This is a genomic window from Paraburkholderia sp. SIMBA_053 (genome assembly GCF_046534895.1).
In the GTDB taxonomy this organism is placed as follows: domain Bacteria; phylum Pseudomonadota; class Gammaproteobacteria; order Burkholderiales; family Burkholderiaceae; genus Paraburkholderia; species Paraburkholderia caledonica.
The window spans coordinates 531,208-556,715 of record NZ_JAWRXU010000004.1 but is presented as its reverse complement, the minus strand read 5'-3'; the positions used below and the strand labels follow the sequence as shown (position 1 = coordinate 556,715).

The following is a 25,508-nucleotide window of genomic DNA, read 5'->3' as shown; positions in this document are numbered from 1 at the left end:
CGCACAATGGAGCAAGCCTACCTTCACCTTTTGCATCAGCTGGCCGGCCATCCGGAATGGATGCTCACGGTTGTATTTTTCGCGGCCTTTCTGGAGTCGGTCGCGGTCATCGGTACCTTCGTTCCCGGCAGCACCGCAATGTTTCTTGCGGGCGCATTGACCGGCACCGGCTCGCTGAGCCTCGGCTGGGTCCTTGCATGGGCAATCGTCGGTGCAATCGCCGGCGACGGCCTCAGCTTCTGGCTCGGCAGCCGCTACAAGAAGCGGATCGTCAAGCTCTGGCCCTTCTCCCGACATCCCGAAGTGCTCGAAGCGGGTTACCGCTTCTTCGACAAGCACGGCGCAAAGAGCGTGGTGCTCGCGCGCTTTGTCGGACCGTTGCGCGCAATCGTGCCGGTGGTCGCCGGAATGCTCGGCATGTCCCCCGTGCGCTTCTACGCGATGAACGTGCTCTCGGCGCTGCTGTGGGCACCGGCGCATATCCTGCCGGGCGTCGTGTTCGGCGCGTCGGTGCTGCTCGCCGGGGCCGTCTCGTTCCGGCTCGTGGTGGTCCTCGCGCTGCTCGTGGGCAGCGTCTGGCTCAGCTACCGCGCAGCGGCTTTCCTGCTCTCGCACGCCAACGCGTGGTCGAACGCGGCTGGGCGGCATCTCGGCAGCTGGGCATGCCGTCATCCCGGACCGCTTGGCCGGGTCGCGCGAAGAATGCTGGACCCGCAAGCGCCGGATGCCACCAGCGTCCTGCTGGCGTCGCTGGTCGTGCTGGTGTGCGGCGCACTGTTCTTCGGCGTGCTTCATCAGGTGATCACCGGAGATCCGCTCACTCATGTCGACGAGTCCGTGTACCGCTTCATGCAATCGGTGCGCACGCCGTGGGGCGACACGGTGCTCGCCGCTCTGGCGACGCTCGGCAGCAGCGCGACGCTCGCCGCGCTGATCGTCACCGTTACGCTGTGGATGCTGTTGGAGCGCCGCTGGCGCACCGTGGGCTACTGGCTCGCGGCCGTCGTCTTTTCGCAGATGCTGATCTTCGCCTTGCAGTTCGCCATGCAGCGCGCCGCGCCCAACGCGCTCATGACGAATACCTACGCGTTTCCGAGCAACCACGTGGCGGCCACGGTCATCGTCTATGGGTTTCTTGCGTTCCTGCTCGCGCGGCGGGTCGGCATGCTCGAAGGATTGCTGGTGGTCACCGCGAGCACGCTCGTCGTAACCGTGGTCGCGCTTGCGGGCGTGTACTTCGGCCGCTACTGGGTATCGGACGCGATTGGCGGTGCCGCGCTGTCGTACGTGTGGGTGGCGATCGTCGCGCTGACTGCGATATTGCGTCATCCGGAGTCACCACCGGCGCGCAGCTGGATGCCGGCAATCGTCCTCGTGGTGGTGCTCGCCAGCATGGGTCTGCAGTCGGGTCTCGGCATGATGACGCCGCCCGGCACGCCAGCGCCTGTGCCGCTCGCGCGTGTGACGCAGCAACAATGGACGCTCTCCGTGTGGAAGCACTTGCCGTGCTATCGCTCGGACATGGGCGGTGACCGCAAGGAGCCGCTCACGCTGCAATGGGTATCGGATGGCGACGCGATCCGCCGCCAATTGCGAAGCGAGGGATGGCTCGAAGGCACCGACGTGTCCGCCCATAGCCTGCTCTCGCTGGCCTCGCCGGACGTGCCCGCGGTCGCTCTGCCCGTACTGCCGAAGCTGAACAACGGAGTGCCGTCGTCGCTCGTTTTCATGCGTCCCGGCGACACGCGTGCCGAGCGCGACGTGTTGCGCTTCTGGCCGAGCGGTTATGCGGTCGGCGACGGCGCGGCAGCCGTGCCGCTGTGGGTCGGCGCCATTGCGCATGAGCGGCTATCGCATTCATCGTGGCCGCTCAACATTCTGCGCGTCGATAAACAGGTGTCGCCGTTCGAGACTCGCGTGAAGTTTGTCGAAGGCCTCGGCGTCGGGGTTGTCGCGACGGTCAGCTGTCATGGCGTGCCGGTATCGCTGCTTGGCTCCGTCGCAGAGTGACCCACCTTATTCGAACGACGCGTTGAGGCGAGCGCTGTATTGCATCGAACATAGAAAAACTCAGGACGAAACGCAAGCAGACAATTCGACGTGTCTGTATTTTCACGACCTCCGGTTTTATGTCCTGAAGCAATAGATAAATCGTTCTCTTAGGTGATCGTTTCGCCAACTTCAACCTGAATATATTTTCCCGCGCATTGAAATTCCATATAAAAGCCGGTTAATAATCTGTCCATTGGCGCACTACCGGACTTCAAAACGCGTGCATGAAATGTTTCCTTCAGACGCCATGTCTTTCGGAGTCCGATATACGTTGTACGCCGTAATGAGTTGACGCAGCTTCGAATAGGGAGAGTTCATCGTGAAACGCTCACGCGCAAACCAGAGAGCGACGCTGATCGCCCTCGCCATGCTGGCAGGTTTGCCGGTCATGCTTCAGGTCGCGGTTCCCGCGGCTCATGCGCAAACCGCAGCGAATGTGTCGAAGCAGCAACTCGATTCGCTCACCGCGCCAATCGCGCTCTACCCCGACGCACTGCTCGCCCAGGTGCTGATGGCATCCACCTTTCCGCAGGACATCGGGGCCGCAGCGGCCTGGTCGAAAGCAAACTCCAACATCAAGGGCGACGACGCGGTCAAAGCGGTCGCAGCAGAGCCGTGGGACCCGAGCGTGCAATCACTGGTGGCCTTCCCCCAGGTGCTTGCCACGATGGCCTCGAAGCCCGACTGGGTCGCGCAACTGGGCAATGCGTTTCTTGCGCAGCCGAACGACGTGATGGACTCCGTGCAACGGCTGCGCAAGCAGGCGCAACAGGCGGGCAATCTGAAGACCTCCGAGCAACAGAAGGTTATCGTCGAGCAGAGCACGATCCAGATCGTGCCGGCCAATCCGCAAGTCGTGTACGTGCCGACGTATAACCCGACTGTGGTCTACGGTGCGTGGCCCTATCCAGCGTATCCGCCCGTGTATGTACCACCGCCTCCGGGCTATGCGGTCGCGAGCGGACTCGCCGCGGGCCTTGCGTTCGGCGCGGGCATCGCGATCACGAGCGCGCTGTGGAGCGACGTCAACTGGAACAATCACAGCGTCAATATCAACGTCAACCGGTACAACAACGTGAACGTCAACCGGCGCCTCGATGTGAACAGCAACACGACCCGATGGAACCGCGACACCACGTTCAACCGGAACGCCTCCGCGAATATGGGTAGCGCTCAGCGCGACGCTTACCGGGGGCGCGATATGTCGGCATCTCGCGCGCAGGCGCAACAGACCTTGCAGAACCGCACGGGCCAGAATCTGGGCGGCAGCGCGAGCGAGCGTTTGCAGGGCATCCAGCACGGCGGCGCCAACGCGAGCAATGTCCGGTCGAGCGCACAGAATGTAAATCGCGACAATGCGCTGCGCGGCGCCGGCAACGGCGCGGCGGCGCAGCAGGACATGCACCGCGGGCAAGAAAGCCGGCAAGCACAAGCCGGCGCACGCAACGGCTTTGGCGGGGGCGGGCAAGCGCGCGGCGGCAGCCCGGGTGCTGGCGGCGGAGGGCAGTCTCGCGGCGGCGGTTTCGGAGCGGGCGGCGGGCACCCGCCCACTGGCGGCTTCGGTGCGGGTGGAGGCGGACAGCCGCACGGCGGCTTTGGTGCGGGCGGCGGCGGACAGCGTCACCTCGGCCGCCAACGTTGAACGATACCCAGGAGCCGCTCATGAACCGCATTCACTCGATCCGCGTTTTCCTAGCGAACGCCGCCGTACGGCGCTCATCGCATCGTCTTGCCAGCGCTGCAATCGCACTTTCGACGCTATTGTTTTGCCCCGCACCGGCGCAGGCCCAAGCCGTTTACCCGACCCCGGAAGCCGCCGCCGATGCACTCGTCGACGCGATCGCCACCAACGATCACGCGGCGATGCAGCACGTACTCGGCACGAACTACAACCGCTTCATTCCGACGAAGGACGTCGGCGAAGAAGACATCTACGAATTCCTTGGCGCCTGGGCTGCGGGCCATCGGATTGTGGACGACGCAGCGCCGCTTCACGGCCGCCCGAGCAAACACCTGTCGGTGGGCACGAGCGGTTGGACATTGCCGATTCCGCTCGTGCAGGCGGCCAACGGCTGGCGCTTCGATCCACCGGCAGGCAGCGACGAAATTCTGACGCGCAAGATCGGCCGCAACGAACGCGCAGCGATCATGACCTCGCTTGCCTATCTCGACGCTCAGCGTGACTACCGCGCGTCGACCGGCCACTATGCGCAGCGGCTGCTCAGCACGCCAGGCAAGCATGACGGTCTCTACTGGCCCACCGCCGAGGGTGAACCCGAGAGCCCGCTTGGCCCGCTCGCTGCCGCCATGCCGAAAACCGGCTCGTTGAGCAAGGACGGCTACCACGGTTATCACTTCCGTATTCTGACCGCGCAGGGACCGCACGCGAAAAACGGCGCACTCGACTACGTCCAGAACGGCGCGATGACAAACGGCTGCGGCCTTGTTGCGTGGCCGAGCGAGTATGGCAAGACCGGCGTGATGAGCTTCATCGTTAATCAGGACGGCCAGGTTTATCAGAAGAACCTGGGACCGAACTCGGCGCGAGAAGCGGCAGCGCTAAAAGCGTTCGATCCCGATCCGACATGGCAACCGGTTCAGCCTTGAACGGGCCGCGAATCATGAAACGCCGATGACGGCTGTAACCATCAGCGCAATACATCCGGCAAATTTTGCCGGTCCCCATCTTGCCGCCATATCCACGCACCGGCCCGTCGCGGCGCGGCGCGGCTTGACGTCGTCGATTACAAACAACCTTCAGTATTCCGTCAGGCAGTCGTAAACCAGACATACGCCTTTCTGAATGCGGACGGAAATGAAAAACATCAAGGTATCGACACGACTGCAAGCCGGCTTCGGGCTGTTGACGGCATTCATGCTGGTGCTCGCCGCCATTGCCTTTTATGGTCTCTCGGAACTGGACACGAGTCTGGACGGCATCGCTCGCGTGAATAACGAGGAAACGCGTCTTGCGAACGAGTTGCGCTCGTCGATACAGGATCGCGCCATCGCGCTTCGCAACCTCGCGTTGATCAGCGATCCGCGCGATGTTGCGCAAGAGGCGGAACGCATGAAAAAGCAGGACCAGCTTTATGCGGACGCATTCCAGCAACTCTCACGTATGTTCGCCGAGCCCGGCACCGCGCCAAAGGAGCGTTCGCTGCTCGATCAAATCAAGCAGGACGAAGCCGCAGCGATGGCGCCGCAGCGCAAGGCGATGGACCTCGCACTGGCGCACGACACCGCCGGCGCGATGCAGGAACTGTTGCAGAACGCACGCCCGCCGCAGCGAGTATGGCTCGCACGCGCAGTCGAACTGGCGGCTCTAGAGGACCAACAGAATAAGGAAGCTCGAGAGAACGCTGTCGCCACTTATGCAAAGGTCCGCACGATGGTCGCGGTCATTGCGGCTATCGCCGTCCTGCTGGGCATTGTCACCGCCGCGCTGATCTCGCGCAGCATTCTGCGCCAGTTGGGTGGTGAGCCGAGCGCCGCGCAGGAAATGGCGGCACAGATCGCCGAAGGCAACCTCACCGTCAGCGTGCGAGTGGCGCCCGGCGATCGGACGAGTTTGATGGCTTCTCTGGAGGCAATGCGCGAGAAGCTCACATCGATTGTGTCCGGCATCAAAACGTCGGCGGAATCGATTTCCGTGGCTGCCGGCGAGATCGCGCAAGGCAATCAGGATCTCTCACAACGCACCGAGGAACAGGCCGCATCGCTTCAGGAAACCGCGGCCAGCATGGAAGAGCTGACCTCGACCGTGCGCAACAACACCGATAACGCGCGCCAGGGCAGCACGCTCGCGTCGGCGGCGTCGGCGACGGCGGCGTCGGGTGGCGAAGTGGTTCAGCAGGTCGTGGCCACCATGCAAGACATTTCTTCGAGTTCGACGAAGGTGACCGAAATCATTTCGGTGATCGAAGGAATTGCGTTCCAGACGAATATTCTCGCCCTCAACGCGGCGGTCGAAGCCGCTCGCGCAGGCGAAGACGGCCGGGGCTTCGCGGTGGTTGCCGGCGAAGTCCGCACGCTCGCCCAGCGTAGCGCGACGGCGGCAAAGGAAATCAAGGACCTGATAGAAGCGTCGGTGTCTCATGTGACAAACGGCTCACAGCTCGTTGAAAATGCCGGTCAAACGATGGGCGAAGTGGTGCGCTCGGTCAAACAGGTGACCGACATCATGGGCGAGATAGCGTCGGCATCGTCCGAGCAGACGAAGGGTATCGAGCAGGTCAACGTGGCCGTCACGCAAATGGACGAGGTCACGCAGCAAAACGCGGCGCTCGTCGAGCAAGCCACCGCCGCTGCACAGGCCATGTCGGATCAGGCGGAAAGCCTTCGTGCGGCGGTGTCGATCTTCCGTGTCGACGCGGCACAACAGGCGGTGCAAAGCACGGCGCACAGCGTTCGAACGAGGCCGGCGCGCGCCATTGCGACGTCGAAGAAACCCGTGCCGTCGCATTCAAAACCGGTCACGACTTTCACAAAGGCCGCCGTGGCGTCGCCCATCGCGCCAACGCAGCCCAAAGAACGCGAATTGCAAAGTGCAGGCGCGGACACCTGGGAAACATTCTAAGTTTTACACCTGATAAAAAAACCGGCCTGCGGGCCGGTTTTTTTATTGCTCCGGGCAAGCGTTCACGCCGCGTCCCGTGCGAGTTTCCACGCTGAGAAAAAAATCTCACCGGCGACGATGGTGCACTGCAGTGTGCTCTGCCGATTCGCGCATGCTACAAACGTACCGTACGTTTCAGGCTTCGGAGACACGCGCAGGATAGCGGCGCAGAATGTCTCCAGCACCCAGTTCGCGCTGAGTTCGCCCGGAGGCTCGTCATGCCCTACGTTCCGTCAACGAGACATATCGACCGCATATGCAACGTCATAGAAGGACGGACGACGCGTGCGGGCGTCGACGGGAAGCGGCTTGCATCGTCGTATAAACGCTCGCTCGAGCAATATCACCTCGATCCGGGCGCGACCGCCGGTCCGCGCATTCTGACCGTGCCGGAATTACGCGACGTGCAGCATCGCGAGGAATCGTTTCTGCGCGCGTCGGGCCAGTGCCTGTCGCGGCTGCACGAGATGGTGCGCGAGGCCGACTACTGCGTGATGCTGACCGACGCACAGGGCGTCACGATCGACTACCGCGTCGATAAAGACCGCCGGCACGACTTCAAACGCGCTGGGCTCTATCTCGGCTCATGCTGGTCCGAAAGCGAGGAAGGAACCTGCGGTGTCGCGACGGTGCTGCTCGATGCCGAGCCCATTACCGTGCATAGAACCGATCATTTTCGTGCGGCTTTCACCACCCTCACATGCAGCGCATCGCCGATTTTCGGTTTGCACGGCGAATTGCTCGGCGTACTCGATGCGTCGGCCGTGCGCTCCCCCGACGACCGCGAAAGCCAGCGGCTCGTCAATCACATCGTGCGGCAAAGCGCGCTTCTGATCGAAGACGCCTGTTTCCTCAACGCGGCCGCGGATTGCTGGGTGCTGCTTGCGCATCGCAACCGGCATTACGTCGAAGCGCAGCCCGAGATCCTCATTGCGATCGACGCCCGCGGCCACGTCATCGCCGCAAACCGCCGCGCACGCGAATGTGTGCCGGCGCTCAACCAGTTGCCGCGTCACGTGTCGGAAATTTTTGACGTTCCCGCCGAGCGTCTCTTCAACGCCAAAGCGGGCCGTGGCCTCGTCTCACTGAGACTGGGCGACACCGGCTCGCCGCTCTATGCACGCGTCCGTCAGCCCTCCGCCGCGCGGCTTGCGCGAAGCAGGACGACCGCGCCGCGAGAGAACAGCAATAGCAGTAACGCTGAGAGTGCCGCGCCGCACGCTGCGCCGGTTTTGTCCGATAGCGACGCGCTCGAACGCCGCCGCATCGTCGATGCAATGAACGACGCGAAGTGGCGCACCGAACTGGCCGCGCAAGCGCTCGGCATGTCCCGCGCAACCTTGTACAGGCGGATTGCGAAGCTGCGCATCCTGCCGCCGCACAAGTGCTAGCGGCGCTGCCCCGATTTCCCTAGCGGGCGTAGAACCCGCGCTACCAATGAAGTCCAACTATCCGTTTCAAATGGAGGAGCAACCATGTCTGAAAACACTGCAAATCAAGCGATATCCCAGGTGCTCGAAAGCCTCGAAGCCGCGCTGAAACGCGGCGATACGCAGGCCGCCGTCGACCTGTTTCAGCCGGAGTGTTACTGGCGCGATCTGGTCGCGTTCACATGGAACATCAAGACGCTCGAAGGCCGCGAGCAGATCGCCGCGATGCTCGATGCGCAGGTGGACGCGATCAAGCCGTCGAAACTCCGGCTTGCGGAGAACGAAACGGCGACGCAGGCCGACGGCATTGCGCAAGGCTGGATCACTTTTGAAACCGGAGTCGCGCGAGGCAGCGGTTTCATTCGCCTGAAGGACGGCCTCATCTGGACGCTGCTCACGACCATGGCGGAACTGAAAGGCCATGAGGAGCCGAAAGGCCCGAAGCGGCCTATGGGCGCCGAGCACGGTGCGCGCCGCGACCGCACGAGCTGGAAGGAGCGGCGCGAGGCGGAACTCGACGCACTCGGCACCTCGGAAGAGCCGTATTGCCTGATCGTCGGCGGCGGGCAAGGCGGTATCGGACTGGGTGCGCGGCTGCGGCAGCTTGGGGTGCCGACCATCATCATCGACAAAAACGAGAGGCCGGGCGACGCATGGCGCAAGCGCTACAAGACGCTCTGCCTGCACGATCCGGTCTGGTACGACCATATGCCCTATCTGCCCTTTCCGGACAACTGGCCGGTTTTCACACCGAAGGACAAGATCGGCGACTGGCTCGAGATGTACACGAAGGTCATGGAGTTGAACTACTGGGGCTCGACCGTGTGCAAATCCGCACGCTACGACGAGGCCAAGGGCGAATGGATCGTCGAAGTCGAACGGGAAGGCCGCAATCTCACGCTTCGGCCGAAGCAACTCGTGCTCGCCACCGGTATGTCGGGCAAGCCGAATATCCCGAGCTTCAAGGGCATGGACGTGTTCAAGGGCGAGCAGCATCATTCGTCGCGGCATCCTGGTCCGGACGCGTATCACGGTAAGAAAGTCGTCGTGATCGGCGCGAACAATTCGGCTCACGACATCTGCGCGGCCCTGTGGGAAGCCGGCGTCGACGTGACCATGGTGCAGCGCTCGTCCACGCACATCGTCAAATCGGATTCGCTGATGGAGTTCGCGCTCGGCGATCTTTACTCGGAGCGCGCGGTGGCGGCGGGCATGACAACCGCGAAGGCTGACCTGACCTTTGCTTCCATTCCGTATGCGATTCTTCACGAGTTCCAGATCCCGGTCTTCAACGCAATTCGCGAACGCGATGCGGCGTTTTACGCGCGGCTCGAAGAAAGCGGCTTCATGCTCGATTTCGGCGACGACGATTCGGGTCTGTTCATGAAGTACCTGCGTCGCGGCTCCGGGTATTACATCGATGTCGGTGCGTCCGAACTCGTCGCCGACGGCAAGATCAAGCTGAAAAGCGGCGTGGACGTGGTGGAACTGAAAGAGCATTCGGTGCTGCTCAGCGACGGCAGCGAACTCGAAGCGGACCTCATCGTGTATGCAACAGGCTACGGTTCCATGAACGGCTGGGCCGCCGATCTGATCTCACGCGAAGTGGCCGACAAGGTCGGCAAGGTGTGGGGACTCGGCTCGAATACGACCAAAGATCCGGGTCCGTGGGAAGGCGAGCAGCGCAACATGTGGAAGCCCACGCAGCAGCAGGCGCTGTGGTTTCATGGCGGAAACCTGCATCAGTCGCGGCATTACTCGCAGTATCTCTCTCTGCAACTGAAGGCTCGCATGGAAGGCATTCCAACGCCTGTGTTCGGATTGCAGGAAGTGCATCACCTGTCGTAGGCGTCGAGCAGTCGGGCCGGTTTTTCAGTTCTTGCTTGTCATTCCGCCGGCCCTTCTACGCCTCCATCTCCGCCAGCAGGAAGTCGACCAGCGCGCGCTGATGCACGTTGAGCACGCCGCCGGAGCTGACAAGTGCGAGCTCGGTCGGCGGCAAAGGCGGAAAGCCGTTGCACACGCGGTGCTCGGGCAGTACCGCTGTGGTCGGCAGAACGGAGATGCCGAGCCCTGAAGAAACCGCCGCCTGGATACCCGTGAGGCTATGGCTTCCGAATGCGATTCGCCAGCGGCGATGCGCCTTGTCGAGCCCCCTGATCGCGCGCTGCCGGTAGACACAGCCTTGCGGGAATAGCGCGAGAGGCACGGGTTCGTCTGACGACTCCTCCGGCGCTTGAGCATGCGCGCCTCGCACCCACACGAGCGACTCCGGCCATGAAGCCAGGCACTCCCCGCTCGCCGGCTCGCGTTTGACCAGCGCGATCTCGATCTCACCGCCCGAGAGCCTGCGTTGCAGCTCGGCGCTCATGCCGGCCACCGTTTCGAGCCGCACCCCTGGTTTCGTCTTGACGAAGCCGGACAACATCGCCGACATGCGGCGCGCGTCGAAATCTTCCGGTACGCCGATGCGAAGCGGCGTGACCGCGACGTCGCTCGTCAACGCATCTTGTGCTTCCTGCGCCAGCGCGAGCAGCCGCCGCGCGTATTGCGCGAGCAGTTCGCCGTGCTCGGTTGCCGTCACCTGATTGCCGGTTCGGTCGCGCATCAGCAACGTGCGCCCGACGAGTTCTTCGAGCCGCCGAACTTGCTGGCTCACCGTGGACTGCGTGCGATGCACGCGCTCGCCCGCACGCGTGAAACTGCCTTCGTCGACGACGCAAATAAGCGTGTTCAGCAGGTCGAGATCAAGCATGACGGACTCGCTTCGTTATTTAAGATGCAACTGACGTCGAGAGATTAATTTAATTTTCAAATATCTGTCAATGTGCTTAATCTGACGTCATTCACAGATCCACTTACGTCGGAGTCCATTCATGTCACTGCACAACACCGCCCGTCCCCGCTGGCTTACGTTCGACTGCTACGGCACGCTGATCCAGTGGGACGAAGGCTTGCAGGCGGCCGTCCGCGAAATTCTCGAAACCAAGCACGGTCATGACGTCGATCCGGCACGGCTCATCGCAGTGTACGACCGGCACGAGCATGCGCTCGAACAGACTGCGCCGCATCGCTCGTTTCGCGAGGTGGCAGGCGGTGGACTTCATCTCGCACTCACGGAACTCGGGCTGCCCGCTGACGGCCGCGATGTCCGCACATTGACCGACCGCATCTCCGCCATGCCGCCGTTTCCAGAAGTGGTTGATACGTTGCAGAGACTGAAGGAAGATGGCTACCGTCTGTGCATCGTGTCGAATACCGACGACGACGTCATAGCGGGCAACGTCGCGCAACTGGGCGGCCATATCGACCGCGTCATCACCGCTCAGCAGGCGGGTGCCTACAAACCCGCGCGACGGCTGTTCGATTACGCGCATGAGCAACTCGGCGTGACGCGCGACGAGGTCGTGCATATCTGCGCGAGTCCGCATCTCGATCACGCGGCCGCTCGCGACATAGGCTTTCGCTGCGTGTGGATAGATCGCGCAACAGGCCGCACGCTGCTGCCCGACTACACACCCGATGCAACGCTCTCCACACTCGATCAGGTACCGCCGCTTTTAGCTTCGCTCGGCTGGTGACTTTCAGGAACTACGACCATGGCGCATACGCTTTCATCCATTGGCGCGACGAATCCGCAGCCGACGTTGCGGCTCGAATCCGACGCCATCAACGAAGCACGAATTCAACTCGCGGCATGCTTTCAACTGGCGTCGCAATACGGTTTTGAAGAGGGAATCTGCAATCACTTCTCGGCTGTGGTGCCCGGGCACGACAACCTGTTCTTCGTCAATCCGTATGGTTATGCGTTCTCCGAAATCACGGCTTCACGGCTGCTGGTTTGCGATTTCGACGGGCATGTCGTAGCCGGCCAGGGCCAGCCGGAAGCAACCGCGTTTTATATTCACGCGCGTTTGCATCGATTGAAGCCGCGCGTGAAGGCCGCGTTTCACACGCATATGCCGAATGCCACGGCGTTGTGTCTGCTCGAAGGTCCGCCGCTATTGTGGCTCGGGCAGACAGCACTGAAGTTCTATGGCCGCACCGCAGTCGACGAGAACTACAACGGACTCGCGCTCGACGATTCGGAAGGCGACCGCATTGCCCAGACGATCGGCGATGCGGATATTCTGTTCCTTAAAAATCACGGCGTAATGGTTGCGGGCGCGAGCATTGCAGAAGCGTGGGACGACCTCTACTACCTGGAGCGCGCCGCGGAAGTTCAGCTAAAAGCGATGAGCACCAATCGCCCACTGAAAGCCGTGCCGCACGACGTAGCGCAGCGCACTTATGAACAGATGCGCGCCGGCGACAAGGAGAGCGCACGCGCTCATCTGGACAGCGCAATGCGAGAACTGCGCAGGCGCGCAATCGCATTCGACCAATAGAATTACTTGCGCGCCCGGTGCGCTGCGGCGACTGCGTCGAGCCCCGCCATGACGAAGCGCACGAAGTCTTCCACGAGCGCATTCTTATCTTTGGCAACGGCGGGCAGCAACGCTGCCTGTGCCTGCCTCGGCGCAATCATCAGCGCAATGCAAGGCAGCACGGTGAACATCACTGCTCGCTGCACAGTCGGCTCCTGCGGATTCAACTGCAATACGTCCCCCATCAAACCGAGCAGAACCGCAGCTTTCGGCCGCACCGCCTTTTCGATGAGTGCCGGAATAGCGGGCGACGGCGACAGCATCTCGCGCAGCATCAGCATGAATCCCCACGGCGCGCTCGTGCTGGTGGACAGGCCGACGAATCGCGAGATCACCGCGCGCAACTTGTCGCGAGCGTCGCCTGCCCCTTCTGTCAGTGCGGTCAATTCATCGAGGCTCACCACCTGACGATGCGCCTCCACGAGTGCCGCCTCGTATAGCGCCTCGCGACTACCGAAGTGATAGTTGACGGACGCCATCGGCGTGCCCGCACGCTCGCATATTTCCTTGCTGGTGGCATCGGCGAAACCGCGCGCTGCGAAAACCTGCCCCGCAACGTCGAGCAGATGCTGGCGTGTCGCCGCTCCGTCAGGCCGGCTCGCGCGCTTCGCTGCTTTCGGCCGTGGCGGCGTCTCACGCTCGGTCGATTGCTTTGCGCGAGACTTAGCGTCGGGCTGCACTGCCCGCTTCGTCTGCTTCGTCTGCTTCGTCTGTTTCGTCTGTTGCGTCGCTCTCGTCTGCGTTGTTCCCTGCGCTTTTCCAGCCTTCTCTTTACGGTCGACGCGCCCTGCGGTCGTCACTGGTTTTGTTGGCATGAGTCAGTTCCGCTGAAAAACAGTTTGAATTTGAATTCAAATTCACATAGCATTTATTTTACTTCATCCTGGCGGACCGGGCATTCGGAGAAGCATCAGGAGCGGCCCTTCCCGGCGATGAAAATGGAATGCCCGCTGAACACGCGCCGCGACCGCAGCACGGAGAGTGGAACGAGATCAATGAAGAACTTCATCACATCAATCCGGCGGCCCGCATGGACGCTCATCATCAGCGTCCTGCTCGTGGGGTGCTCGCGTCACGACGAGAATGCCTATCAGGGCTATGTAGAGGGCGAGTATGTCTACCTGGGTTCGTCGCAGGCGGGCAAGCTCACGCAAATGCACGTCACGCGCGGACAAACCGTCAAGGCAGAAGCGCCGCTTTTCGCTCTGGACGTCGTCGACGAAACAGCCGCCCTGCAGCAGGCGCAGGAACAACTCGCGGCTGCGCGCTCTCAGCTCGCCGATATTCAAACCGGCAAGCGCGTGCCGGAAGTCAACGTCAATCGTGCACAGCTGGCCCAAGCTGCCGCGAACGCGCGCAAGGCGGCGCTGCAACTCACACGCGACGAAGCGCAATACAGCGCAGGCGGCATTTCGAAAGCTCAACTCGACGATTCGCGTGCGAATGCGGACGCCACGTCAGCGCAAGTGCGTGAACTTACGAATCAGGTGCAAGTGGCGCGTTTGCCCGGCCGCTCGCAACAGATCAGCGCCCAGCAGGCGCAGGTAGCAGCGGCCGAAGCCGTGGTCGCGCAGGCGCAGTGGAAACTCGATCAGAAGCGCGTCAATGCGCCCGCTGACGGACTGATCTACGACACGCTCTATCGCAACGGCGAATGGGTGCCGGCGGGCAGCCCAGTTGTGCAGATGCTGCCGCCGCAGAACATCAAGGTACGCTTTTTCGTGCCCGAGACGCTGGTTGGCGCACTCACGCCGGGTCGCGAGGTAATCATGCATTGCGACGGTTGCGCGGCGGATGTGCCGGCAAAAATCACCTACGTCTCGAACAATGCGGAGTACACGCCGCCAGTCATCTATAGCAACGAAAGCCGTGCAAAGCTTGTTTATATGATCGAGGCGCACCCTTCCGTTGCGGATGCAACAAAACTTCATCCCGGCCAGCCGGTGACGGTGGTGCTCAAATGAGCAGTGACTCCGACTCCCGCGAGTACGTCATCGACGTGCATGAACTCAACAAGCATTTCGGCGACAAGCACGTCGTAAACAACGTTTCATTGCGAGTGGCGCGTGGCCAGATTTTCGGTTTCCTTGGACCGAACGGCAGCGGCAAGACCACGTGCATCCGCTTGATGTGCGGACTGCTCACGCCCGACTCGGGCACCGGCACATGCCTCGGCTACGACATCCGTCGCGACAGTGCGCAGATCAAGCGCAATGTCGGTTATATGACTCAACGGTTCTCGTACTGGGAAGATCTGACCATTCGGGAGAACCTCGACTTCGTTGCGCGCATTTACCAGATGCGCAACCGGCGCGAAACGGTCGATAAATCGCTCGAAGCACTCGGGCTGCAAAGCCGCGCGAATCAGTTGACAGGGTCGCTTTCTGGAGGCTGGAAGCAACGTCTCGCGCTTGCGGCATGCATGCTGCACGAACCCCGATTGCTGCTGCTCGACGAACCGACCGCGGGCGTCGACCCCACTGCACGCCGCGACTTCTGGGAAGAACTGCACCGCCTCGCGGCGCGCGGCATATCCGTACTCGTCAGCACACATTACATGGATGAAGCCGAGCGCTGCCACAAGCTCGCCTATATCGCCTACGGCAAGCTGCTCGCGCAAGGCACGTCGAAAGAGGTGATCGAGTCGCAGGATCTCGCGACGTGGTCCATTCAAGGCGAGCACCTGAGCGAACTGTCGGAGAAGCTACGTGCAACGCCCGGCGTCGATCAGACCGTTGTATTCGGCGCCGCACTGCACGCGAGCGGGCGGGATCACGCGGCGCTCGAACGCGCCATCAGGCAGGCCACCGCAGGCACCACACTTCGCATGGAGCCCATAGAAACAGGTCTTGAAGACGTATTCATCTATTTGATGAGTCATTCGAAAGACAACTTTGGAGCGCAAACGTGAGCAACGGTACTGCTTTTTCGTTGACGCGCTGGTGGAGTGTGGTACTCAAAGAGTTTCTGCAACTGCGGCGCGATCGCGTCACATTCGCGATGATCGTGGGTGTGCCCATCGTTCAACTCGCGCTCTTCGGTTTCGCAATCAACACTGACCCGAAGCATTTGCCCACTGCCGTCATCGTGCACGATCAGAGCGAGTTTTCGCGCAGTTTCATTGCCGCAATGACCAACTCGGCTTATTTCGACATCGTCGAGACGCTGCCAGACGAAGAAGCCGGGCGCCGCGCGCTTGCGAGGGGCCGCGTGCAATTCGTGCTGAATATACCCGTCGACTTCTCCAGAAGGCTGGTGCGTGGCGAGCACCCTTCGCTGCTGCTCGAAGCCGACGCGACCGACCCTACTGCAACCCAAACCGCCGTTGCCGCGCTGCCGCACCTTGTGCAACCGGTCGCAGACAAGGACATCACAGGACCGCTCGCACATCTGAATGGCGGGCAAAGCGCATTTGGCGTTCAGGTTCACAATCTGTACAACCCCGAAGGCATTACCCAGTACAACGTCGTTCCCGGACTCATGGGCGTAATCCTGACGATGACACTCGTCATGATGACTGGCCTCGCCGTTACTCGCGAACGTGAGCGCGGCACCATGGAAAACCTGCTGGCTACGCCGGTTCTGCCGATCGAGGTCATGACCGGCAAGATCGTGCCGTACGTCGCCATCGGGCTTATCCAGGCATCGATCATTCTGTTTGCGGCGCGCTTCATGTTTCATGTGCCTTTTGTCGGCAGCCTGGTGGCGATTTACCTCGCCGCGCTGCTCTTCATTGCCGCGAACCTGACGGTAGGAATCACCCTGTCGTCGCTCGCACAGAATCAGTTGCAGGCCATGCAGCTTACTGTGTTCTATTTCCTGCCGAATATTCTTCTGTCCGGTTTTATGTTCCCGTTCGCGGGTATGCCGCAATGGGCTCAATTCATCGGCAACCTGTTGCCGTTGACGTATTTCAACCGGCTCATTCGCGGCATTCTGCTCAAGGGCGTCGGATGGACGGACCTTTGGCCCTCGGTGTGGCCCATGGCTCTATTTACCGCCATCGTCATGGCAATTGCGCTGCGCTTTTATCGGCGCACGCTCGACTAGGAGAATGTTCATGAAAACACTTCTTCTTGCCTGCGCAGTGGCTTTGAGCGGCTGCACCGTGGGGCCGGACTTTCAGGCACCGGCAGTACCGCGCACGCAAAGTTATACACGCGAGGCATTGCCCGAGCGTACTGTCGAGTCCAACGGAGCGGCGGGCGCCGCGCAGAAATTCAGCCTCACGCCAAGGCTAACATCGATGTGGTGGCGTCAATTCCAGTCAGACGCACTGAACCATCTCGTGGACGACGCATTGCGTGAAAGTCCGACGCTCGCGCAAGCCCGCGCCAAGCTGATAGAAGCGCGCGAAAATTACACCGCACTCGCGGGCGCTACGCAATGGCCGGGCATCGACGCAACTGTTTCGGGTGCAAGGCAAAAGGTAGACCCCGCTGCGTTCGGTATTCCGCATGTCGAGAACCCCGGGCCGTTCTCTTTATTTAGCACATCGGTCAGCGTTTCGTATGTGTTCGATATCTTCGGCGGCAATCGGCGCGCGCTTGAGGCAAGCATGGCCCAAGTCGACTACGAATCGTATGAGTTCGATGCGGCACGGCTCGCGATTGCGGGAAATGTGGTGTCTACCGCCGTGCGCCGCGCCTCGCTGCAACAACAAATAGCGCTCACGCAGCGGCTTGTCGACGCACAGGCACATCAACTGTCGATCATGGAAGCGCGTTTAGCTGCCGGCGGCGTGTCGCAACTCGACGTCCGCAGCCAGCGCACGCTGCTTGCACAAACTCGCGCGTCTTTGCCGCCGCTGGCAACTCAGTTAGCCGCTGCCGACCATCAGTTGGCCATTCTGCTCGGGAGAGCGCCATCTGAAGCGGATTTCGACACCCTTACTTTCGACGCGCTGCATCTGCCAGTCGATATTCCAGTGGCTTTGCCGTCAACACTCGCTCGTGCGCGGCCGGACATCCAGGCGTCGGAAGCTTTGCTGCATCAAGCCAGCGCAAATGTCGGCGTCGCCACGGCGAACCTGTATCCGCAATTCGTGTTGTCGGCGGGAATCGGCTCGGAACGCACGAGCATTAGCGACATTGTGAATGGGCTGAACGTGTGGAATATCGGCCTCAATCTGACTCAGCCGATCTTTCACGGCGGCGAACTGCACGCGAAGAAACGCGCGGCGCAGGCTGTGTACGACGCGGCATTTGCGAGCTATCGGCAAACCGTGCTGGAAGCATTGCAACAGGTCGCCGACTCGCTGACGGCAATGCAAAACGACGCTCGAGAACTTCAGGCGCGCACCGAGGCCGCACAGGAGGCCGAGGCGAGCCTTGGCGTTGCGGCTCAGCAATATGCGGTCGGCGGAATCAGCCAGTTTGCTCTACTCGATGTTCAACGTCAGATGTTGCAAACTGCACTCGATCAAACGCGGGCTCAAGCAAACCGCTTCACCGACACCGCTGCGCTGTTTCAGGCGCTTGGCACGCAGCCTGACAGCCAGGCTGGGGGTTCGCCTGGGGATCCGCTTGGGAGTCCGCTTGGGAGTCCGCTTGGCAGCAACCCATAGCCGCCTGCTCGCTTTGCGTGGCATTACAACTGCGCTTCGATAGCCGCCTTATCGATCACGGACCACACCTGACCAATTCTTTCGCCGCGGAACTCGTAGAACACATTTTCGGTGAAAGTCACCGTTCTGCCGTTGACGTCGAGACCGAGAAATTTTCCTTTCGGTGTGCAATTGAAGCGCAGCCGTGCCGCTACATACGCGGGATCGGTAACCATCAATTCGATGTCGAAATGAAGGTCTGGAATCTCCGCAAAATTCCTCTCCAGCATCGTGCGATATCCCGACAAGCCGATCCGCTGATCGTTGTAGTAAACGTCGTCATGGACGAATTGCGTCAACCTGGTCCAATCCTGACTGTTAAGGCACGCAATGTAGCTTCGGTACACGTTCGATAGGTCGGGCTCAGTCATGGCAAGTTTCCATTTCTCGTCCAGGTGAGTGGGTTCCAGCATAACCGCTCGAAAGCTGGAATTGGGTAGTCGCGTTTCTCGAAACGACGGTACTGCGCGCGGCATACGCATTGCTGTCTCGTCGCAATGCGGTGCGCTCCTTGCGTCGCCTCTCGCCTCAACAGACGTTATTTCACGACCATGAAAAATTCGGCTTTGTGGATCATCGCGTGCGCAGCCTCGCTTGCCATCGCATTGCCCGGCTGCAACCGCTCCGGTACTTCGTCGACCGATCAGGCGAGCGGCGCAGCCGCAGTAAGTGGTGCCGCGCAAAGCGGGCCTGCCGTGTCGGCGCCCGCCACTGCGGCAAGCGACGCGCCTGCAGGCGCAAGTCAATAGTAATTTGACGCTGGCAGCCGCGCCACTGGCGAATTGCAGACATGCGTTCGATCCGTTTGCATGGCGAGGAATAGCCGTTGCTTGAACACTGCGCGTTGTTGCGCATTCCCTCCCCCCGCACTGATACGGAGCACCCTTATGAACGCTGTTGTATTGACCCAGCCGGAAGTTGGCCACGAAGACAATGCAATTGTCGCCTACCAGATGGCGGCGAAAGCAGTTGCCGGCCTCGAGAAAGTGGTCGAATTGAATGTGCAGACCGTCAAGACGTCCTTGTCCGAGCAGCAGGCGCTTGTCGATGCCGCGCTTTCTTCGGTATCGCTGGATCAGGTAATCGATCTGCAATTCCAGCAAATCCCCGCCGCAATGAAGAAGACCTGCGCGTATTGGGGGCATGTCGAAGACATCGCCGTGGATACGCATAACGAGCTTGCAGGCGTGCTCCAGGACAGCGTAAGCAGCTACCTGTCCACGCTGTTTTCGTTTTTTGGCAGCGCCGCTTCGATCGGCATTGCACCGGCGAAACCCACCACCATAACAAGCCCGCTCGTGATTGACGAGCCGCCAGCCACGCAAAGCGGACCTGTCGCAATCCTGGACAGTGCTGGCAATGTCGTGTCGTCCACAGGGCGAACCGATCTGCACTGACTTAACGTAAGGTGGCGCGGCTGAGGCGTGTTCGCCTGCCGCACCCTCGCGGCCGGGGCGACGTGAAAGGGCGTTAACGGCCATTACACTCAACGTTTCGCGACAAATGTCCTACATTTAGGGTCTTTACTAATATCGAAATCCGTCGCGTGTTTATCATTGGGCCACATGCATTCCAGGCAGAGGCGCGTGCGCCGTCCGCCCTCTCGGGTCCGATCAGTTTCGGGCCCCGCCTGCTTCCCACCGCACCAAATTTCCCAATGGATAGACTATGAGTAGCGCACGTTTCGCGTCGTTTTGGCATGGCCCAGAGCTTTCGGCCTATGAAGTGGCCTGTTTGAGTTCGTTCACCGCCTATGGCAGTGATGTAGCGCTTTATACGTATGGCGAGGTACAGAACGTACCCAAGGGCGTGATCGTCAAGGACGCAAGCGAAATTGTGAAGTCCGACGCGTTAACAGCATTTTCTATTGACGGTACCCCGTCAATGGCGCATTTCACCGATTATTTTCGCTTCGTCATGTTTACGAAGACGGACGAAATCTGGGTTGACACCGACATGCTGCTTTTGCGCGCGTTTGATCGCAGCCTGGAGGGCAACATTATCGGGCGGGAGTCGGCCACCAGCATCTGCACCGCCCTGCTGCGCCTCGATCCCGCCGATCCGCGCCTGCTGGAGCTTTTGCAACGGATCGAGGCGATGAAAGGCACCTCCATAAAATGGGGTGACACAGGGCCGCGTTTGCTGACGTCCGTATATGGCGTAAATGCAGGAGTACCAGAAAGCGACTTCTATCCGGTACATTTCGACGATTACTACAAGGTATTTCTTCCGCAGTACTTCGACGAGTGCGCAGCGTTGTGCGCCAATTCGTACTCGCTGCACCTCTGGAACAATCGTGTTGTGAAGATGGGTTTGTTCAAAAGAGTCGGACCGCCGCGCGGCTCATTCCTTCATCACGTCTTCGAGCAAATCGGCGCGAACAGACTTTTCCGGGAGTTTTATCCCGCGAATGTCATGCAGGCGATGATAGATAACGTCGAGCAAAAGGTCGGGCGCGACGAGGGCTTCCGCAAGCTCTTGCAAATTGGCATGCCGGTCGTAAAGACGGCAATTGTGAAGCGTCTGGGGGTTTGAACACTTGAGCGGCCGCGTGGCCGTTCGGTCATGCGCCTCGCGCGACTTCGATAAGCTCCTTCACGCGCCGCGCGATATTCGTCAACAAGCCCTGCGACGACCCGCCCTGCTGCTGGCGGTGCGGCATGCGCTGCAAGTCTTCCCAGTCGCTTTCCAGCGCCCGGGCGTGGCCCTCCGGCGGGAACGGCCATTCCATTGCGACCGCGCGCGCATGCGCGGCGCTCTGAGCTTGCCCTGAGCGCTCCACATACGCATTGATAGCCGACGCTTCACGCTGCGCCGCTTCTCGCGAAGCCATAGCAATGAAGTCGTCGGGTCCCTCAATATGGACGCACCACAATTGTTCGCTCACGCGCGTTCCTCGCTGAATACCGTCATAAGGCGCTACCCTTCAGCAGTTCCCACTTCAGGTCCTGAAAGCAGGGACCTTGGGTCGCCTCACTGAACTTCACATCGTTGTGTTCGCCGTTCCATTCCATAATTTGCACCTTGCCGTCACTGTCGACTGTCACGTCCCACCCAATGCATCGCGCAAACGGCACCTTGCGATGGAGTTGCAGAACGGTATCGATGCAATCGCTGAACGCAGGCACTTTCAGTCCGGCGAACCTGACTTTGGAATCGGGGTGCTCTTCAGTCGCGCCCCAATCGCTCATGAAGCCTTTGCGAGCGAATTCCCCCGTTACCAGGTCCACGGGCACACAAACTTCGTCGTCCACCGTGATATGGGTATGACTCGCTCTGCCCACGCGCAAAAATGCGGCGCGCAGCGAGGCGCGTCCAAGGTCGTCCACCGCCGTGGTAAGACGTAAGGTCGCGACCGAGTTGGCAGCGAACGCGCTCAGCAATGGATGCTGAACGATGAACTTCTGTATTACTCCGTTGCCGAGCGATTTGATGAGATCGCAGTCGAACGACTTCCGGTCGAAGAAGTGAATGCCTTTGCCTTGCCCTGAGCCGTCCAGTTTGAAGACGACTTTATCGCAGTCGCGGAACACCGCGTCTTCGAGCTCGCGCTCCGGGACCACCACGTTGCGGTCCGTAAAGAACAGGCCATTCGCGAAGTAGGCTATATCGGGAAACGCATCACCGCCGAAGATGACTCGCGACATGGGCTTCAGGTTCGAGATCCTGCCGTAGCCGCCTTTCATATTGGGCACGACCACGCCGCCGTAAAAGTTGTCGGGGATCCAGCCTTCCTTGAACGTGCCGCTGAACGCAGCGTAAACGCGAAGCCAGGGTGCGTAGATCGCATCGCCGAATACGTCGAGTGCATACGTATCGGCTTGCTTGAGAGTCGCCGGGTCCGCTGGTCCGTATTTCTTCTCCAGTTGCCGCAGGACGCGCTTAGCCTGCACGCCATGCACCCGGTGGAATGCGTATCGCCCCACGCTCTTTATTGAACGTCTGGCTACTGTCTCAACGTCGATCAGTTTCATAGTCCCCTCCCCCTTCTGATTATGCTTGAGCTCCGCACGCACTTCACTGCATTACTGGGGCCTCGATCCAACGGACGGATCAATAAGCGTTGGGATGATGCAGCCCCTTGAATACAGTCGCGAAAATGATCTTGACGTCGAGCGCGAACGACCAGTTCCGAAGATAGTACAAATCGTGGGCTACGCGGCCCTCCATCTTCTCGATGCGGTCCGTCTCCCCGCGAAAGCCATTGATCTGTGCCCACCCGGTAATACCGGGCTTGATCCGATAGCGGTGAATATAGCCCGATACGATGTGCTGATAAAGGTCGTCGTGCTCGAGCGCGTGCGGCCTCGGCCCCACGACGGACATGTCGCCACGCAGCACGTTGAAGAACTGCGGCAACTCGTCAAGGCTCGTACGCCGCAAGAATCGTCCGACCCTCGTGATGCGGGGGTCGCCACGCGTAGCCTGCTCAAGCACTCCTTCCTTCTTCGCATGCAAGCGCATACTCCGGAACTTGTAAATCATGAAGACGCGACCGTCCGCGCCCTTTCGGCATTGCTTGAAGAACACAGGACCGGGCGAACTGAGCTTCACCGCTATCGCACACGCGAGAAGAATCGGCGAGACAGCAATCAACGCGATCAGTGCGAAGATGCGATCGAACAGTTCTTTCTTCACGAGAGCGTTTGGCGGCAATGGTGAGGCGGCCAGGTTGATGGTTGGAAAGCCGAGCAACTCGGTCACGCTTCCATCGAAAAGGGCAAGCGCCCGGACATCCGGCATGAAGCGCACATTGATCAGATCGTTGCGGAATTCATCGACCAGTTCCAGAATCGCGCGCTCCTCCGACAAAGGCAACGCCAGCCACACTTCATCTATCTGCTGTTCGCGCACGTATTTCGCAAACGCGGCGCGCTGCTCGAACACAGGCACGGACATCGTGGTTTCCTTGTCCGGACGCAGGTTGTAGACAGCGTTTGCACGAAAGCCTGCGGCCGGCTCCATCTCCATCTTGCGCAAGATTTCGTCGCAATGTTCTCCGCACGCGGCGACAGCGACCTTCTGGAGATTCAACCCTGCGTTGCGCACTCGACCGAGAAGAACGTGGGTCACCATGCGCCCTGCGATCATTGCGCCGCCAGCGATGCCAGTCCAGTACACGAACCATAACCGGGAGACGAAATCGATGCGGTGCAACGAGAACATCAAAGCGAGTGCGCAGGCCTGCACCACGAGCCAGCCAAGCGCCACCTGCCCGGCGAGAACGCGTTTCGACCGGCCGCGCCACGACTGATAGACGCCCAGCGCCGGAAACACAGCGAGCGAAAACGCCGCCGCGAACGCGACAAATGCCAGGTAGAAGTTTCGTTGCGCGAAATCGTCGAAGCGAATGTGAGACGCGGCAACCGCGCCTCCGAGGATCATCGCCACATCGAACAGCCTGGCCATCAGACCTGTGATCAATCGCATAGCAGTTCCCTCGTACGCTCTCTGGTTCGCCACGGCCGATCAACCAGCACGGCCATACTTATCGTCGAATCGAACGATGTCGTCTTCGCCGAGATAGGTTCCGGACTGCACTTCAATGATCTGAAGCGGAACGCAACCGGGATTCTCGAGCCGGTGACGAATACCCAGCGGGATATACGTCGACTCGTTTTCGCCAAGAAGAAATTGTTCTTCGCCGCGCGTGACGAGAGCGGTACCGCTCACCACGATCCAATGCTCGGCGCGGTGATGGTGCATCTGCAGCGACAGGCGCGCGCCCGGCATCACAACAATTCGCTTCACCTGGAAACGGTCGCCCTGATCGATCGAATCGTAAAAGCCCCACGGGCGACGCACCTTTCTGTGCGCATCCGCTTCCGGTGACTTCTCCGCCTTGATACGCGACACGAGTCCCTTGATGTCCTGCACGTGCGAACGGTCGGCCACCAGAACGGCGTCGTCCGTCTCGACGACAATCAGATCGTTCGTACCGACGCATGCGAGCAGTCGGCCACCTTGCGAGCGAGCGTAAGTTGCAGTCGCACCTTCGAAGAGAACACGTCCGCTCGATGCGTTGCCGCAATCGTCCTTTTCCATCGCCTGCCACACGGCGTCCCACGACCCCAGATCCGACCAGCCGGCCTCGAGCGGCACGACCACGCCCGAGAATGGCGATTCGGGCTTCCCTAGATGTTCCATGACTGCGTAGTCGATCGAGTCCGACGGCGACTGCAAGAACGCTTCTGCGTCGGGAACGACACAGCCGTCGGTGACCTTGGCGCCTTCATAAGCTCGAACGCATGCATCGTGTATTTGCGGCTGGAACTGACGGATCACGGAGAGCCATACTGATGCACGCACTACAAACATGCCGCTGTTCCACCAATAATTGCCGGACTCGACGTACTGCGCAGCCAACTCGGGCGCTGGCTTCTCGACAAAACGTTCGATTCGATGCGCGCCGTCCGACAGTGCACTGCCGAGACGGATATACCCAAAGCCCGTGTCCGGGCCCGTAGGCGGAACGCCCAGCGTGGCAATAGCGCCCGCGTCCGCATGGCGAGCCGCAATTTCAATTGCCTTATGGAGCGCCGTCAGATCTGCAATCGCATGGTCCGCAGGCATCGCGACGAGAATTACGTCCGTGCCTTCAGATGCTGCAGTCAGCGCGGCAAGGGTCAGGGCAGGCGCTGTATCGCGGCGACCGGGCTCGACGACGATACGGGCATTCACGCCACTTTCGCGAGCCTGCTCAGAAGTTGCGAAATAATGTTCGGCACCGCACACAATTACCGGATCGGGCACGACGCTCCATAGCGGATTGAAGTCGTCCATCCGGTTCATCGTGGCCTGCAACAACGTCTTGTCGCCAATCACATCGATCAGCTGCTTCGGGAACTGCTCACGCGACACAGGCCATAGACGCGTGCCCGAGCCGCCTGCGAGAATGACTTGCGCGAGCGGGGGGCATTCCTGTGCTACGTGCTGAGCTTCGAAGTCCGTCTCGCCGGCGGTTGCAAAAACTTTATCCATTTATCGCTCCAAGACATATGGGCCGGACAGCGATTAATCGCGTAAGCGCCGACGAAATACGCTATACGTCGGCACTTTCCGGTCTCACATGTGATCAATGACGGGGTGTGGGCATCAACGGGCTACGCGAGCCGTTCTGTCCGCGTAAAGCAAGGATGCACACCGGGTTCTCGTCCGTGAGCGTCCACCCTTGGGCACTCAGGCAGCAGCGGGTCGCTCACGAAAAAACAAACGGCATACATATCGGCGTGGCGCCAGAATGCAGATGCCACTGAAGCATTACTCGATGTGATCAATCATAGACACCTCACGCTGCACCACAGCAATCGTGGCGCGAACAGTTGAGGTTTTGGCCAGCGTGGTGGCATTAGCGAGCGCGCCCGTCTTCGAGACCA

22 protein-coding genes are annotated in these 25,508 nt (G+C 60.6%); 15 read left to right on the top strand and 7 right to left on the bottom strand.

The genetic code is table 11. From position 1 onward, the window contains the following. Positions 1-6: 6 nt before the first annotated feature. From SB753_RS17520 to SB753_RS17495, 6 genes are all read left to right on the top strand, one after another. Positions 7-2,010: a VTT domain-containing protein gene (locus SB753_RS17520; protein WP_410801002.1), complete on the top strand. Its 2,004-nt coding sequence runs from the start codon at positions 7-9 to the stop codon at positions 2,008-2,010. Between the two features lie 361 nt (positions 2,011-2,371). Then, positions 2,372-3,694, top strand: coding sequence for a DUF3300 domain-containing protein (locus SB753_RS17515; RefSeq protein ID WP_410801000.1), 1,323 nt, complete (start codon positions 2,372-2,374; stop codon positions 3,692-3,694). Between the two features lie 20 nt (positions 3,695-3,714). Continuing rightward, positions 3,715-4,659 carry a DUF2950 domain-containing protein gene (locus tag SB753_RS17510; RefSeq protein WP_410800998.1) on the top strand — a complete coding sequence of 315 codons (945 nt, stop codon included), beginning with the start codon at positions 3,715-3,717 and terminating at the stop codon, positions 4,657-4,659. A gap of 208 nt (positions 4,660-4,867) precedes the next feature. Continuing rightward, positions 4,868-6,631: a methyl-accepting chemotaxis protein gene (locus tag SB753_RS17505; protein WP_410800996.1), complete on the top strand. Its 1,764-nt coding sequence runs from the start codon at positions 4,868-4,870 to the stop codon at positions 6,629-6,631. Positions 6,632-6,888: 257 nt separating this feature from the next. Continuing rightward, positions 6,889-8,061: a sigma-54-dependent Fis family transcriptional regulator gene (locus SB753_RS17500; RefSeq protein ID WP_087754320.1), complete on the top strand. Its 1,173-nt coding sequence runs from the start codon at positions 6,889-6,891 to the stop codon at positions 8,059-8,061. A gap of 84 nt (positions 8,062-8,145) precedes the next feature. Then, positions 8,146-9,948 (top strand): NAD(P)/FAD-dependent oxidoreductase, encoded by a 1,803-nt coding sequence (locus SB753_RS17495; protein WP_020068507.1) that lies wholly within the window; start codon positions 8,146-8,148, stop codon positions 9,946-9,948. Between the two features lie 55 nt (positions 9,949-10,003). On the opposite strand, the gene SB753_RS17490 is transcribed toward SB753_RS17495, so the two are convergent. Further along, entirely contained in the window at positions 10,004-10,855 is an 852-nt protein-coding gene (locus SB753_RS17490; protein WP_408167205.1) for a LysR substrate-binding domain-containing protein, read from the bottom strand. Positions 10,856-10,976: 121 nt separating this feature from the next. Between SB753_RS17490 and SB753_RS17485 the strand changes: the two genes are divergently transcribed. Further along, on the top strand, positions 10,977-11,681 hold the full coding sequence (locus SB753_RS17485; RefSeq protein WP_410800994.1) for a haloacid dehalogenase type II: 705 nt from the start codon (positions 10,977-10,979) through the stop codon (positions 11,679-11,681). Between the two features lie 18 nt (positions 11,682-11,699). Then, entirely contained in the window at positions 11,700-12,488 is a 789-nt protein-coding gene (locus SB753_RS17480) for an aldolase (RefSeq protein WP_410800992.1), read from the top strand. Positions 12,489-12,490: 2 nt separating this feature from the next. Here SB753_RS17480 and SB753_RS17475 read toward each other — a convergent pair whose 3' ends face one another. After that, a complete protein-coding gene (locus SB753_RS17475) occupies positions 12,491-13,342 on the bottom strand; it encodes a TetR/AcrR family transcriptional regulator (RefSeq protein WP_088175387.1) in 852 nt (283 codons plus the stop codon). A gap of 180 nt (positions 13,343-13,522) precedes the next feature. Here SB753_RS17475 and SB753_RS17470 point away from each other — a divergent pair, with 180 nt between their 5' ends. Genes SB753_RS17470 through SB753_RS17455 form a run of 4 tightly spaced genes read left to right on the top strand, consistent with a single transcriptional unit; the run spans position 13,523 to position 18,093 of the window. Next, positions 13,523-14,491, top strand: coding sequence for an HlyD family secretion protein (locus SB753_RS17470; protein ID WP_410800990.1), 969 nt, complete (start codon positions 13,523-13,525; stop codon positions 14,489-14,491). Then, the gene (locus SB753_RS17465; RefSeq protein ID WP_410800988.1) at positions 14,488-15,438 is read left to right on the top strand and encodes an ABC transporter ATP-binding protein; all 951 of its coding nucleotides are present in this window, start codon (positions 14,488-14,490) and stop codon (positions 15,436-15,438) included. Before SB753_RS17470 ends, SB753_RS17465 begins: the two co-directional genes overlap by 4 nt. Continuing rightward, the gene (locus tag SB753_RS17460) at positions 15,435-16,577 is read left to right on the top strand and encodes an ABC transporter permease (protein ID WP_410800986.1); all 1,143 of its coding nucleotides are present in this window, start codon (positions 15,435-15,437) and stop codon (positions 16,575-16,577) included. Before SB753_RS17465 ends, SB753_RS17460 begins: the two co-directional genes overlap by 4 nt. Before the next feature lie 10 nt (positions 16,578-16,587). Beyond that, on the top strand, positions 16,588-18,093 hold the full coding sequence (locus SB753_RS17455; protein WP_410800984.1) for an efflux transporter outer membrane subunit: 1,506 nt from the start codon (positions 16,588-16,590) through the stop codon (positions 18,091-18,093). A gap of 23 nt (positions 18,094-18,116) precedes the next feature. Here SB753_RS17455 and SB753_RS17450 read toward each other — a convergent pair whose 3' ends face one another. Next, positions 18,117-18,503, bottom strand: a complete 387-nt coding sequence (locus SB753_RS17450) for an ester cyclase (RefSeq protein WP_020068497.1) — start codon at positions 18,501-18,503, stop codon at positions 18,117-18,119. Positions 18,504-18,683: 180 nt separating this feature from the next. Here SB753_RS17450 and SB753_RS17445 point away from each other — a divergent pair, with 180 nt between their 5' ends. The 3 genes from SB753_RS17445 (at position 18,684) to SB753_RS17435 (ending at position 20,667) form a co-directional block, all read left to right on the top strand. Next, complete coding sequence (locus tag SB753_RS17445) at positions 18,684-18,881, top strand: hypothetical protein (RefSeq protein ID WP_088175383.1); 198 nt, start codon at positions 18,684-18,686, stop codon at positions 18,879-18,881. 138 nt (positions 18,882-19,019) lie between these two features. Further along, the gene (locus tag SB753_RS17440; RefSeq protein WP_410800982.1) at positions 19,020-19,529 is read left to right on the top strand and encodes a phasin family protein; all 510 of its coding nucleotides are present in this window, start codon (positions 19,020-19,022) and stop codon (positions 19,527-19,529) included. Positions 19,530-19,800: 271 nt separating this feature from the next. Further along, complete coding sequence (locus SB753_RS17435; RefSeq protein ID WP_310069605.1) at positions 19,801-20,667, top strand: hypothetical protein; 867 nt, start codon at positions 19,801-19,803, stop codon at positions 20,665-20,667. Positions 20,668-20,695: 28 nt separating this feature from the next. On the opposite strand, the gene SB753_RS17430 is transcribed toward SB753_RS17435, so the two are convergent. The 4 genes from SB753_RS17430 to SB753_RS17415 all read right to left on the bottom strand — a co-directional run bounded on the left by SB753_RS17430 (position 20,696) and on the right by SB753_RS17415 (position 25,113). Beyond that, positions 20,696-21,019, bottom strand: a complete 324-nt coding sequence (locus tag SB753_RS17430) for a hypothetical protein (protein ID WP_087754332.1) — start codon at positions 21,017-21,019, stop codon at positions 20,696-20,698. 22 nt (positions 21,020-21,041) lie between these two features. Then, positions 21,042-22,067 (bottom strand): sugar-transfer associated ATP-grasp domain-containing protein, encoded by a 1,026-nt coding sequence (locus tag SB753_RS17425; protein WP_087754398.1) that lies wholly within the window; start codon positions 22,065-22,067, stop codon positions 21,042-21,044. Positions 22,068-22,185: 118 nt separating this feature from the next. Further along, on the bottom strand, positions 22,186-23,562 hold the full coding sequence (locus SB753_RS17420; protein ID WP_020068491.1) for an undecaprenyl-phosphate glucose phosphotransferase: 1,377 nt from the start codon (positions 23,560-23,562) through the stop codon (positions 22,186-22,188). Positions 23,563-23,601: 39 nt separating this feature from the next. Further along, positions 23,602-25,113 carry a mannose-1-phosphate guanylyltransferase/mannose-6-phosphate isomerase gene (locus SB753_RS17415; RefSeq protein WP_410800979.1) on the bottom strand — a complete coding sequence of 504 codons (1,512 nt, stop codon included), beginning with the start codon at positions 25,111-25,113 and terminating at the stop codon, positions 23,602-23,604. Positions 25,114-25,508: the final 395 nt, after the last annotated feature.

Bases quoted from the DNA above. Each gene is read 5' to 3' on its own strand.
- SB753_RS17465 (WP_410800988.1), top strand. From the start codon at position 14,488: ATGAGCAGTGACTCCGACTCCCGCGAGTACGTCATCGACGTGCATGAA.
- SB753_RS17435 (WP_310069605.1), top strand. From the start codon at position 19,801: ATGAGTAGCGCACGTTTCGCGTCGTTTTGGCATGGCCCAGAGCTTTCG.
- SB753_RS17415 (WP_410800979.1), bottom strand. From the start codon at position 25,113: ATGGATAAAGTTTTTGCAACCGCCGGCGAGACGGACTTCGAAGCTCAG.
- SB753_RS17445 (WP_088175383.1), top strand. From the start codon at position 18,684: ATGAAAAATTCGGCTTTGTGGATCATCGCGTGCGCAGCCTCGCTTGCC.
- SB753_RS17495 (WP_020068507.1), top strand. From the start codon at position 8,146: ATGTCTGAAAACACTGCAAATCAAGCGATATCCCAGGTGCTCGAAAGC.
- SB753_RS17520 (WP_410801002.1), top strand. From the start codon at position 7: ATGGAGCAAGCCTACCTTCACCTTTTGCATCAGCTGGCCGGCCATCCG.
- SB753_RS17455 (WP_410800984.1), top strand. From the start codon at position 16,588: ATGAAAACACTTCTTCTTGCCTGCGCAGTGGCTTTGAGCGGCTGCACC.
- SB753_RS17510 (WP_410800998.1), top strand. From the start codon at position 3,715: ATGAACCGCATTCACTCGATCCGCGTTTTCCTAGCGAACGCCGCCGTA.
- SB753_RS17420 (WP_020068491.1), bottom strand. From the start codon at position 23,562: ATGCGATTGATCACAGGTCTGATGGCCAGGCTGTTCGATGTGGCGATG.
- SB753_RS17480 (WP_410800992.1), top strand. From the start codon at position 11,700: ATGGCGCATACGCTTTCATCCATTGGCGCGACGAATCCGCAGCCGACG.
- SB753_RS17470 (WP_410800990.1), top strand. From the start codon at position 13,523: ATGAAGAACTTCATCACATCAATCCGGCGGCCCGCATGGACGCTCATC.
- SB753_RS17450 (WP_020068497.1), bottom strand. From the start codon at position 18,503: ATGACTGAGCCCGACCTATCGAACGTGTACCGAAGCTACATTGCGTGC.
- SB753_RS17490 (WP_408167205.1), bottom strand. From the start codon at position 10,855: ATGCTTGATCTCGACCTGCTGAACACGCTTATTTGCGTCGTCGACGAA.
- SB753_RS17475 (WP_088175387.1), bottom strand. From the start codon at position 13,342: ATGCCAACAAAACCAGTGACGACCGCAGGGCGCGTCGACCGTAAAGAG.
- SB753_RS17500 (WP_087754320.1), top strand. From the start codon at position 6,889: ATGCCCTACGTTCCGTCAACGAGACATATCGACCGCATATGCAACGTC.
- SB753_RS17440 (WP_410800982.1), top strand. From the start codon at position 19,020: ATGAACGCTGTTGTATTGACCCAGCCGGAAGTTGGCCACGAAGACAAT.
- SB753_RS17485 (WP_410800994.1), top strand. From the start codon at position 10,977: ATGTCACTGCACAACACCGCCCGTCCCCGCTGGCTTACGTTCGACTGC.
- SB753_RS17505 (WP_410800996.1), top strand. From the start codon at position 4,868: ATGAAAAACATCAAGGTATCGACACGACTGCAAGCCGGCTTCGGGCTG.